Genomic DNA, 10,604 nt, shown 5'->3' on the forward strand with positions numbered 1-10,604 from the left:
GATGACCTTGAGCAGTTCGTTGAGCTGGCTGACGCCCAGGCACTGGCCGATATAGGGCTCCAGCAGGCGCGCCTGTTCGGCGGCGGACAGGCTGTCGGCGCCCTTGAGCTCGATGTCCTTGATCGGGAAACAGCGGGTGTCGGCCGGCGCGGTCGGCGCCGTGGGAGCGGCCTCTTTACCGGGCAGATCCTTGAGCTCTTCCAGGCGCCGGCGCTGCTCTTCGAGCAGGCGGTCCTGGCGTTCGCGTATCAGGTCGGTGTCACCGGGGGTGGGGGCAGCATGAACAAGGTGCAGCGGAGTCAGGCACAGCAAAGCCAGGCACAACCTCCCCGCGAGGGCGGGTGAGTACATGTTCGATCCCTTGAGACAGCTTGATATCAAAATAATGGCGCGATGTTAATTAGCCATCATATTGACGTCAATCGTTCATCCCGCCCAGTCAATGGAGTGCCTTGCGATGGGCTCTCGGAAAAAGAAGGTAAACCGCCAAAAGGCCGAGCCCAATAAGACGCTTCTGAATCTGCTCCCGGCTTGGTCCCGCCCGGTTTATCACTGAACTTTTCACCCCCCCGCCCTCTCAACCGCATACCCATGTCATGCCCGAGGGGCCCGCCATGAAAACTTTTTTCGCCATCGCCGCCACGCTGTTTTTTGCCTTGCCCGCCTGGGCGGGTTGCACCCTTGATGAAGCCACGGTCAAGCGTGAACAACTGGCCAAGGAAGTGGCCAGGCTCACCGAGCAGGACCCGACCAAGGCCAAGGAAATCAACGACGAATTGCGCGGGATGGACCTGAGCACAGCCAGCAAGGATCTGCCGGACAAGTGCCAGTTGATCGACCAGCGCCTGAAGGAGTTGGGCGCGGCCGAGAAGAAGGCCGACAGCTGAGCGCCGGCCAATAAAAAGCCCGGACGGGGTCCGGGCTTTTTCTGTTGCGCTACGGCTTATTCGGCAGCCGGTGCTGGCTTGCGGCGCTTGAGCGGCGCCATGCCGTCCTGGCTGACCAGGGCGTCGCTTTTCGGCCGGTTGGCGGTCTTGCGCTTGGTCGGGGCCTTGGCTGCGGCTTTTTTCTTGTCGCCCTTGGCGTCGGTCTTTTTCTTCTTCACGCCCGCGGCCTTGCCGGAGGCCTTGACCTTCTTCGGCCCGCCGTAGGTGCCTTTGACTTCCTTGATGGTGCGGCGCTCGAAGTTCTGCTTGAGGTAGCGCTCGATGCTCGACATCAGGTTCCAGTCGCCGTGGCAGATCAGCGAGATGGCCAGGCCGTCGTTACCGGCACGCCCGGTACGGCCGATGCGGTGCACGTATTCGTCGCCGCTGCGCGGCATGTCGAAGTTGATCACCAGGTCCAGGCCGTCGACGTCCAGGCCGCGAGCGGCGACGTCGGTGGCGACGAGGATTTTCACCCCGCCCTGCTTCAAGCGGTCGATGGCCAGCTTGCGGTCTTTCTGGTCTTTCTCACCGTGCAGGACGAACGCCTTGTACTCCTGGGCCACCAGGCGGCCGTAGATGCGGTCGGCCATGGCGCGGGTGTTGGTGAAGACGATGGCCTTCTGGTAGGTCTCGTTGGCCAGCAGCCAGTTGACGATCTGCTCTTTGTGCTGGTTGTGGTCGGCGGTGATGATCTGCTGGCGGGTGGTGTCGTTCAGCTGGCTGACTGCGTTGAGCTGCAGGTGCTCGGGGTTGTTCAGGACCTTGGCGACCATCTCGCGCAGGCCCGAGCCGCCGGTGGTGGCGGAGAACAGCATGGTCTGCTGCCGGTTCGGGCATTCGTCCACCAAGCGCTGCACGTCGTCGGCGAAGCCCATGTCGAGCATGCGGTCGGCTTCGTCGAGGACCAGCACTTCCACTTCCTTGAGGTCGAGGTTGCCGGCGTTCAATTGCTCGATCAGGCGCCCCGGAGTGCCGATCAGGATGTCCGGCACCTTGCGCAGCATCGCGGCCTGGACCTTGAAGTCTTCGCCGCCGGTGATCAGGCCGGCCTTGATGAAGGTGAACTGCGAGAAGCGTTCGACTTCCTTCAGGGTCTGCTGCGCCAGCTCGCGGGTCGGCAGCAGGATCAGGGTCTTGATGCTGACGCGGATCTTCGCCGGGCCGATCAGGCGATTGAGGATCGGCAGGACGAAAGCGGCGGTCTTGCCGCTGCCAGTCTGTGCCGTCACCCGCAGGTCACGCCCTTGGAGCGCGAGCGGAATGGCCGCTGCCTGCACAGGCGTAGGCTCGACAAATTTAAGCTCGGCCACGGCTTTGAGCAGGCGTTCGTGCAGGGCGAATTGGGAAAACACGGGTGCTACCTCGAAGATATGCAAAAAAACAGCTGCATAGGGTAACGGTTTCGGGCGCGAAGGCCGAGTTTCTTTATGCAAACAGCCGCAAACAGCTGGTTTTTTGTTAGCCGGTTTGTCCTCAACGGTAACTTTCAACGGGTTAAATGTTCTAATCGATCCATCTTGTCTCATAGAGGAAGCTTCTGCCCCCATGGATTTCAAACAGCTCTGGCTCAACGTTCAAGACCTCTGGGGGGCGCTCGATCAGCACCCGCTCCTGCATTCCAGCCTGGCCCTGATGGTGCTGCTGGTGGTGGCGCTGTTCGTCGGACGAGTGGCGCGCTACCTGATCCTGCATGCGGTCAAGCTGCTCGGTCGCCAGCCGTCCCTGCACTGGCTCAACGACCTGCGCCAGAACAAGGTGTTCCACCGCCTGGCGCAGATGACCCCATCGCTGGTGGTCCAGTTCGGCCTGCACCTGGTGCCGGAGCTGAGCAAGACCAGCCTGGTGTTCCTCGGCAACCTGGCCCTGGCCTTCACCATCCTGTTCCAGGTGCTGGCCATCAGCGCCCTGCTCAATGCCCTGCTGGACATCTACGCCCGCACCGAACACGCGCGTACCCGCTCGATCAAGGGCTATGTGCAACTGGCGAAGATGGTGCTGTTCGTGTTCGGCGCGATCATCATCGTCGCCACCCTGATCGACCGCTCGCCGCTGCTGCTGTTGTCCGGTCTTGGCGCCATGTCGGCGGTGATCCTGTTGGTCTACAAGGACACGCTGCTGTCGTTCGTCGCCAGCGTGCAGTTGACCAGCAACGACATGCTGCGGGTCGGCGACTGGATCGAAATGCCGCAGGTCGGTGCCGACGGCGATGTGGTCGACATCACCCTGCACACGGTCAAGGTGCAGAACTTCGACAAGACCATCGTCTCGATCCCGACCTGGCGCCTGATGTCCGAGTCGTTCAAGAACTGGCGCGGCATGCAGCAATCCGGCGGCCGGCGGATCAAGCGCAGCCTGTACATCGACGCCAGCGGCGTACGTTTCATTAACGATGACGAGGAGGCGCGCCTGAGCAAGGTCCACCTGCTCACCGACTACATCAGTCGCAAGCAGGCCGAGCTCAAGAGCTGGAACGAAGCCCAGGGCAATGTCGCCGCCATGTCGGCCAACCGCCGGCGCATGACCAATATCGGCACTTTCCGCGCCTATGCCCTGGCCTATCTGAAGAGCCACGCCGAAATCCAGCCGAACATGACCTGCATGGTCCGCCAGATGCAGACCACCGCCCAGGGCATTCCGCTGGAGATCTACTGCTTCACCCGCACCACGGCGTGGGCCGACTACGAGCGTATCCAGGGCGATATCTTCGATTACCTGCTGGCGGTGATGCCGGAGTTCGGCCTGAGCCTGTATCAGCAGCCGAGCGGCAACGACCTGCGTGCCGGCCTGCTGCCGGCGGTGCTGGGCGCCAGCCATATCCCCGAGCCGGAAAAGCAAGCGGTGTAATCGCGCCTGATCGCCCCGCCCGCGGGGCGATCACTCCCTCTATCTGCTCAATCTGGAGCAGCAGCCGGTCGACGCTCGATTGCTCGCGATCCCCGCAGCGGCCTGACCCCGCGGTGTCTGCCAGATCGCTATCGCGGGCAAGCCTCGCTCCTACAAGGCAGTGGCGGTAGTCGCGGCTTTTGTGCCGCGACGGCTGATCCACACCGCTCCCAGGATCACCAGCGCGCCGAGGAACAGGCGCCCCAGTTCTTCATGCTGGTTCCAGATCAACAGATTGATCAGCAGCCCCACCGGCACATGCAGGTTGTTCATCACCGCCAGGGTCGCGCCAGTGACCAGGCAAGCGCCCTTGTTCCACCAGTACAGCCCCAGCGCCGTGGACACCAGCCCGAGAAACAGCAGCACCGCCCATTGCAACGGCGCTTCGGGCAGGAAATTCGCCTTGCCGAATAGCAGGAAGGCCGGCAACACCACCGCCAGCGCCCCCAGGTAGAAGTAGCCGAAACGCCGGTAGTGCGGCAGGTCGCTCGGATGGCGCGCCACCAAGTGCTTGTACAGCACCTGCCCGGCGGCGTAGGTGAAGTTGGCCAGTTGCAGCAGCAAGAAGCCCATGAAGAAATCCGGGCTGATGCGGTCGTAGCGGATCACCGCCGCCCCGGCCACCGCCACCAGCGCCGCCAGCAGGCCCCAGGGGTTGAAGCGGCGGTTCAGCGCATCCTCGATCAGCGTCACATGCAGCGGCGTGAGGATGGTAAACAGCAGCACCTCCGGCACCGTCAGCACACGGAAACTCAGGTACAGGCAGACGTAGGTCACGCCGAACTGCAAGGCGCCGATCAGCAGCATGCCGCGCATGAACGCCGGCTCCACCTGGCGCCAGCGGGTCAGCGGGATAAACACCAGCCCGGCCAGCAGCACCCGCACCAGCACCGCAAAATAACTGTCGACATGCCCCGCCAGGTATTCGCCGATCAGGCTGAAGGAAATCGCCTGGATCAGCGTGACAAAAAGTAGATAGCCCATTGCTCGCCTCGTCTTGAAGAGGCGGCGACGATAGCGGTTTTGCCGCGCACAATAAAACACCTTCCGTAGGAGCGAGGCTTGCCCGCGATCCGCGCAGCGGCCTGGTTTCTCAGTACCTGTCGGATCGCTATCGCGGGCAAGCCTCGCTCCTACGGGGGGTTGATAAATCGCGGGCAAAAAAAAGCCCGATCTCGCAAAGCGTTCAATCGGGCAGGAGCACTCAGGAGCAACAAGTGCAAAGGGAGGTTCGATGCGCAAACAAGCTTGAAGGGGAGCGCAGGGCCTACTAGACCACTGCGCGATTATCTGGCGATTAACGGATCAGGCGACCTGGGCCAGTTTGGCGTTGGCCTGGTTCAGGCCCTTTTCCTGGAAGTCGCCGCCCAGGTTCATGCCTTCGGCGTGGATGAACTCGACGTCGTGGATCCCGATGAAACCCATGACCTGGCGCAGGTAAGGTTCCTGGTGGTCCGCGGTGCTGCCGGCGTAGATGCCGCCACGGGCGGTCAGTACGTAGGCACGCTTGCCGTTGAGCAGGCCCTGGGGACCGGTTTCGGTGTACTTGAAGGTCACACCGGCGCGCAGCACGTGGTCCAGCCAGGCTTTCAGGGTGCTCGGGATGGCGAAGTTGTACATCGGCGCGGCCATCACCAGCACGTCGGCGGCCAGCAGTTCATCGGTCAGTTCGTTGGAGCGCTGCAGCGAGGCCTCTTCGATCTCGTTGCGCTGCCCGGCGGGTTTCATCCAGCCGCCCAGCAGGTTGCTGTCCAGGTGCGGCACCGGGGTTACCGCCAGGTCACGCACGCTGATCTGGTCGCCTGGGTGGGCCGCTTGCCATTGCTTGATGAAGGTCTGGGTCAGCTGGCGGGAAATGGAATCCTGCTGACGGGCACTGCTTTCGATGATCAGAACGCGGGACATGGATGTAGCCTCCATCGGGGAATGCTGTAGGTCGATGGAGCGCAGATTAAACAGAGTCATATCGATGAAAAAGCGCAAATAACTGCTATAACCAATCAATAAATTCGTTTATAAGCGGAGCAGATCGCGCACCCTGCTCCGCTTTGCGCTTATTTGGCGGTACAGGTCAGGTCGATGCGCAGCTTGATGATGCTGCGGTTGAACTTGGCCGTGGCGTTCTTGAACTTGCCGGCCGCGACTTCCAGCTTGCGCGTGCGCGGAGCTTCGGGACCGTTGCGAAAGACCACCGTGCAGGCGGCGTCGGTGGTGCCGTAGTTGTTCACCTGGATCGAACCAATGTCGGCATCGGTGTCGTAGGCGGTGTAGTCGATACTCACGCCTTCGAGGTGCTTCTTCACGTCGATGGGATAGGCGAACGCACTGAGCGGCAGCAGGGCCAGCAACACACAACAGAATTTTCTCATTCGGCAGTCTCCAGTAAGGAGCGCCAGCTTAGGACAAGAGGAGCTCCTCATGAAAGCGCCCCGCGTTACCCTCGATCAATGGCGAACGCTGCAGGCCGTGGTCGACCATGGCGGCTTCGCCCAGGCGGCCGAAGCGCTGCACCGTTCGCAATCCTCGGTCAGTTACACCGTGGCGCGCATGCAGGACCAACTGGGCGTGCCGCTGCTGCGTATCGATGGACGCAAGGCCGTGCTCACCGAAGCCGGTGGCGTGTTGCTGCGGCGCTCGCGGCAACTGGTGAAGCAGGCCAGCCAGCTGGAAGACCTGGCCCACCACATGGAACAGGGCTGGGAAGCCGAAGTGCGCCTGGTGGTGGACGCTGCCTACCCCAGCGCGCGCCTGGTCCGCGCCCTGACTGCCTTCATGCCGCAAAGCCGCGGCTGCCGGGTTCGCCTGCGCGAGGAAGTGCTGTCCGGGGTCGAGGAAGTGCTGCTTGAGGGCGTGGCCGACCTGGCCATCAGCGGCTTTAATATCCCCGGCTACCTGGGCACGGAAATGAGTTCGGTGGAGTTCGTCGCCGTGGCCCACCCGGAACACGCCCTGCACCGCCTGAACCGCGAGCTGAACTTCCAGGACCTGGAAAGCCAGCTGCAAGTGGTGATCCGCGACTCCGGCCGCCAGCAGCCGCGGGACGTCGGCTGGCTCGGCGCCGAACAGCGCTGGACCGTCGGTAGCCTGGCCACCGCCGCCACTTTCGTCGGCAGCGGCCTGGGCTTTGCCTGGCTGCCACGACACATGATCGAGCGCGAACTCAAGGAAGGCCTGCTCAAGGTGCTACCGTTGGATCAGGGCGGCAGCCGGCACCCGACCTTCTTCCTGTATTCGAACAAGGACAAGCCTCTGGGGCCGGCCACGCAGATCCTCGTCGAGCTGCTGCGCACTTTCGACACCGCGCCGCTGGACGCGCCATTCGCCGCACCGGAACAAGCCTGAACGAACATTTGAACCCTCCACGAGCCTGAACAGGAATTCAGCCATGGCCTATTTCGAACACGAAGGATGCACCCTGCACTATGAGGAATACGGCCATGGCGAACCGCTGGTGCTGGTCCACGGGCTCGGCTCCAGCACCCAGGACTGGGAAAAGCAGATTGCCGAGCTGTCGGCCCATTACCGCGTGATCCTGCCCGACATGCGCGGCCACGGTCGCTCCGACAAGCCCCGCGGGCCCTACAGCATCGCCGGCTTCAGCGCCGACCTGGTCGCCCTGCTGGAACACCTGAACCTGGCGCGGGTGCATCTGGTGGGCCTGTCCATGGGCGGCATGATCGCCTTCCAGGTCGCGGTGGATCAGCCCGAGCTGCTGAAAAGCCTGTGCATCGTCAACAGCGCGCCCGAGGTCAAGATCCGCAGCGCCAACGATGCCTGGCAATGGTTCAAGCGCTGGAGCCTGATGCGCTTGCTCAGCCTGGAAGCCATCGGCATCGCCCTGGCCGGCAAACTGTTCCCCAAGCCGGAACAGGCCGAGCTGCGGCAAAAGATGGCCGAGCGCTGGGCAAAAAACGACAAACGTGCTTATCTCGCAAGCTTCGACGCCATCGTTGGCTGGGGGGTCCAGGAACGACTTTCGCAAGTCGCCTGTCCAACCCTGGTCATCAGCGCCGACCGTGACTACACACCGGTCGCACTGAAAGAAAGCTATGTGAAACTGCTGCCCGACGGGCGCCTGGTGGTGATCGCCGATTCGCGTCACGCCACGCCGCTGGACCAGCCGCAACGCTTCAACCAAACCCTGCTCAAGTTTTTAACCGCAGTCGACACCACCACCCAGGATCACTGACCCATGCTGAAAAAAATCGCCCTCGTCGCCGGCTCCGTTCTGTTCGCTGCCAACCTGATGGCCGCCCAGCCGGCCAAGGCGCCTCATGTAGTGCTGGACACCAGCTTCGGTAAGATCGAAGTCGAACTGGACCCGGTCAAGGCCCCGATCTCCAGCAAGAACTTCCTCGACTACGTCGACAGTGGCTTCTACACCAACACCATCTTTCACCGGGTGATCCCGGGCTTCATGGTCCAGGGCGGCGGCTTCACCCCGCAAATGGTGCAAAAGGAAACCCGCGACCCGATCAAGAACGAAGCCAGCAACGGCCTGCACAACGTGCGTGGTACCCTGTCCATGGCCCGCACCTCGAACCCGAACTCGGCCACCAGCCAGTTCTTCATCAACGTCGCCGACAACGCCTTCCTCGACCCGGGCCGCGATGCCGGTTACGCAGTATTCGCCAAAGTAGTGAGCGGCATGGACGTAGTCGACCAGATCGTCAACTCGCAGACCACCACCAAACAAGGCATGCAAAACGTGCCGATCGACCCCGTGCTGATCAAGTCGGCCAAGCGCATCGACTAAGGTTTCGTAGGGAAAGCGGCCAAGCTCGCCGGCTTTCCGTACAGAGCCCAAAGTGTCACCGGGAGTCCCGGCGCAGCGCCGATACGGCGCTGCGCCTGCCTACTGATAAGGAGAGCCCGCCACGCGGGCGTCAGATCCCATGCTCTATCGTCGTTTTGAACAGCTGATCGATATTTTCCGCGACGCTCCCACTGCCGCTCCCCCCAACCGCGTACTGCCCTTCTACCTTTATTACATCAAGCAAGTCTGGCCGAGCTTCGTCGCCCTGCTGGTGGTAGGCCTGTTCGTCGCGCTGATCGAAGTCTCGCTGTTCAGCTACCTGAGCACGATCATCGACCTGGCCCAGGGCACTCCCAATATCGAGATCTTCAAGACCCACGGCCTGGAGCTGGCGTGGATGGCGGTGGTCGCGCTGATCTTCCGCCCGCTGTTCGTCGCCCTGCACGACTTGCTGGTGCACCAGACCATCAGCCCGGGCATGACCAGCCTGATTCGCTGGCAGAACCACAGCTATGTACTCAAGCAGAGCCTGAACTTCTTCCAGAACGACTTCGCCGGGCGCATCGCCCAGCGCATCATGCAGACCGGCAATTCGCTGCGCGATTCCGCGGTGCAGGCGGTGGACGCGCTGTGGCACGTGCTGATCTACGCGCTCAGCTCGCTGGTGCTGTTCGCCGAAGCCGACTGGCGCCTCATGATCCCGCTGCTGCTGTGGATCGCCAGCTACATCGGCGCGCTCTGGTACTTCGTGCCACGGGTCAAGGAGCGTTCGGTGATTTCCTCGGACGCCAACTCCAAGCTGGTCGGCAGGATCGTCGACGGCTACACCAACATCACCACCCTCAAGCTGTTCGCCCATACCCACTTCGAGCAGAACTACGCGCGCGAAGCCATCGGCGAGCAGACCGAGAAAAGCCAGCTGGCCGGGCGCGTCATCACCAGCATGGACGTGGTGATCACCGCCATGAACGGCCTGCTGATCGTCTCCACCACGGGCCTGGCCCTGTGGCTCTGGACCCAGTCGCTGATCTCGGTCGGCGCCATCGCCCTGGCCACGGGCCTGGTGATCCGCATCGTCAACATGTCCGGCTGGATCATGTGGGTGGTCAACGGCATCTTCGAAAACATCGGCATGGTCCAGGACGGCCTGCAGACCATTGCCCAACCCATCAGCGTGCGCGATCGCGAGCAGGCGCCACGCCTGGCGGTGGCCAGCGGCGAAGTGCGTTTCGAGCATGTGGATTTCCACTACGGGAAGAAGGCCGGGATCATCAGCGACCTCAACCTGACCATCAGGCCCGGGGAAAAGATCGGCCTGATCGGCCCGTCCGGCGCCGGCAAGTCGACCCTGGTCAACCTGTTGCTGCGGCTTTACGACCTGGAGAGCGGTCGCATCCTGGTCGATAACCAGAACATCGCCGACGTGACCCAGGAAAGCCTGCGCGAACGGATCGGCATGATCACCCAGGACACCTCGCTGCTGCACCGCTCGATCCGCGACAACTTGCTGTACGGCAAGCCGGATGCCACCGACGAGGAACTCTGGGAAGCGGTGCGCAAGGCCCGCGCCGATGAGTTCATCCCATTGCTCTCCGACGCCCAGGGCCGCACCGGCTTCGATGCCCATGTCGGCGAACGCGGGGTGAAACTGTCCGGCGGCCAGCGCCAGCGTATCGCCATAGCCCGGGTGCTGCTCAAGGACGCGCCGATCCTGATCATGGACGAAGCCACTTCGGCGCTCGACTCGGAGGTCGAGGCGGCGATCCAGGAAAGCCTGGAGACCCTGATGCAGGGCAAGACCGTGATCGCCATCGCCCACCGGCTCTCGACCATCGCCCGCATGGACCGTCTCGTGGTCCTGGAAAAAGGCCGCATCGCCGAGACCGGCAGCCACGCCGAGCTGCTGGCCCACGGCGGGCTGTACGCGCGCCTGTGGCAGCACCAGACCGGCGGGTTCGTCGGTATCGACTGATCCGCCACGCCCCGCCCAAAAACGCCAGCACCCTTCGGGGCCCTGGCGTTTTTTTGCGCCGCCC

At 62.8% G+C, this 10,604-nt stretch carries 11 protein-coding genes; 6 read left to right on the forward strand and 5 right to left on the reverse strand.

Annotated features, from left to right (window positions below; translation table 11 throughout):
* Window positions 1-351 (reverse strand): POTRA domain-containing protein (locus tag BLV20_RS06305; RefSeq protein WP_305883254.1); only part of this gene is annotated, 351 nt, incomplete at its 3' end.
* A 263-nt stretch (window positions 352-614) separates the two neighbouring features.
* Here BLV20_RS06305 and BLV20_RS06310 point away from each other — a divergent pair.
* On the forward strand, window positions 615-887 hold the full coding sequence (locus tag BLV20_RS06310) for a hypothetical protein (RefSeq protein ID WP_092298525.1): 273 nt from the start codon (window positions 615-617) through the stop codon (window positions 885-887).
* A gap of 56 nt (window positions 888-943) precedes the next feature.
* Here the strand turns inward: BLV20_RS06310 and BLV20_RS06315 are convergent, their stop codons facing one another.
* Window positions 944-2,281, reverse strand: a complete 1,338-nt coding sequence (locus tag BLV20_RS06315) for a DEAD/DEAH box helicase (RefSeq protein ID WP_025805109.1) — start codon at window positions 2,279-2,281, stop codon at window positions 944-946.
* A gap of 193 nt (window positions 2,282-2,474) precedes the next feature.
* Here BLV20_RS06315 and BLV20_RS06320 point away from each other — a divergent pair, with 193 nt between their 5' ends.
* Window positions 2,475-3,773, forward strand: a complete 1,299-nt coding sequence (locus BLV20_RS06320) for a mechanosensitive ion channel family protein (protein WP_092298528.1) — start codon at window positions 2,475-2,477, stop codon at window positions 3,771-3,773.
* Window positions 3,774-3,923: 150 nt separating this feature from the next.
* Here BLV20_RS06320 and BLV20_RS06325 read toward each other — a convergent pair whose 3' ends face one another.
* The 3 genes from BLV20_RS06325 to BLV20_RS06335 all read right to left on the reverse strand — a co-directional run bounded on the left by BLV20_RS06325 (window position 3,924) and on the right by BLV20_RS06335 (window position 6,181).
* Entirely contained in the window at window positions 3,924-4,796 is an 873-nt protein-coding gene (locus BLV20_RS06325) for a carboxylate/amino acid/amine transporter (protein WP_092298530.1), read from the reverse strand.
* A 321-nt stretch (window positions 4,797-5,117) separates the two neighbouring features.
* On the reverse strand, window positions 5,118-5,717 hold the full coding sequence (locus BLV20_RS06330) for an FMN-dependent NADH-azoreductase (protein ID WP_092298533.1): 600 nt from the start codon (window positions 5,715-5,717) through the stop codon (window positions 5,118-5,120).
* Window positions 5,718-5,866: 149 nt separating this feature from the next.
* Window positions 5,867-6,181 (reverse strand): 3-phosphoglycerate kinase, encoded by a 315-nt coding sequence (locus BLV20_RS06335; protein ID WP_092298536.1) that lies wholly within the window; start codon window positions 6,179-6,181, stop codon window positions 5,867-5,869.
* 49 nt (window positions 6,182-6,230) lie between these two features.
* Here BLV20_RS06335 and BLV20_RS06340 point away from each other — a divergent pair, with 49 nt between their 5' ends.
* From BLV20_RS06340 to BLV20_RS06355, 4 genes are all read left to right on the forward strand, one after another.
* Complete coding sequence (locus tag BLV20_RS06340; protein WP_092298539.1) at window positions 6,231-7,154, forward strand: PA3225 family LysR-type transcriptional regulator; 924 nt, start codon at window positions 6,231-6,233, stop codon at window positions 7,152-7,154.
* A gap of 43 nt (window positions 7,155-7,197) precedes the next feature.
* Window positions 7,198-8,001, forward strand: coding sequence for an alpha/beta fold hydrolase (locus BLV20_RS06345; protein WP_092298542.1), 804 nt, complete (start codon window positions 7,198-7,200; stop codon window positions 7,999-8,001).
* 3 nt (window positions 8,002-8,004) lie between these two features.
* Window positions 8,005-8,568 (forward strand): peptidylprolyl isomerase, encoded by a 564-nt coding sequence (locus BLV20_RS06350; RefSeq protein WP_092298545.1) that lies wholly within the window; start codon window positions 8,005-8,007, stop codon window positions 8,566-8,568.
* Window positions 8,569-8,707: 139 nt separating this feature from the next.
* Window positions 8,708-10,540 (forward strand): ABC transporter ATP-binding protein, encoded by a 1,833-nt coding sequence (locus tag BLV20_RS06355; RefSeq protein WP_092298548.1) that lies wholly within the window; start codon window positions 8,708-8,710, stop codon window positions 10,538-10,540.
* Window positions 10,541-10,604 lie beyond the last annotated feature (64 nt).

The sequence above is a fragment of the Pseudomonas sp. NFIX28 genome (assembly GCF_900107395.1).
Classification (GTDB): Bacteria; Pseudomonadota; Gammaproteobacteria; order Pseudomonadales; family Pseudomonadaceae; genus Aquipseudomonas.

Bases quoted from the DNA above. Each gene is read 5' to 3' on its own strand.
- BLV20_RS06350 (WP_092298545.1), top strand. From the start codon at position 8,005: ATGCTGAAAAAAATCGCCCTCGTCGCCGGCTCCGTTCTGTTCGCTGCC.
- BLV20_RS06355 (WP_092298548.1), top strand. From the start codon at position 8,708: ATGCTCTATCGTCGTTTTGAACAGCTGATCGATATTTTCCGCGACGCT.
- BLV20_RS06340 (WP_092298539.1), top strand. From the start codon at position 6,231: ATGAAAGCGCCCCGCGTTACCCTCGATCAATGGCGAACGCTGCAGGCC.
- BLV20_RS06330 (WP_092298533.1), bottom strand. From the start codon at position 5,717: ATGTCCCGCGTTCTGATCATCGAAAGCAGTGCCCGTCAGCAGGATTCC.
- BLV20_RS06335 (WP_092298536.1), bottom strand. From the start codon at position 6,181: ATGAGAAAATTCTGTTGTGTGTTGCTGGCCCTGCTGCCGCTCAGTGCG.
- BLV20_RS06345 (WP_092298542.1), top strand. From the start codon at position 7,198: ATGGCCTATTTCGAACACGAAGGATGCACCCTGCACTATGAGGAATAC.
- BLV20_RS06320 (WP_092298528.1), top strand. From the start codon at position 2,475: ATGGATTTCAAACAGCTCTGGCTCAACGTTCAAGACCTCTGGGGGGCG.
- BLV20_RS06310 (WP_092298525.1), top strand. From the start codon at position 615: ATGAAAACTTTTTTCGCCATCGCCGCCACGCTGTTTTTTGCCTTGCCC.
- BLV20_RS06325 (WP_092298530.1), bottom strand. From the start codon at position 4,796: ATGGGCTATCTACTTTTTGTCACGCTGATCCAGGCGATTTCCTTCAGC.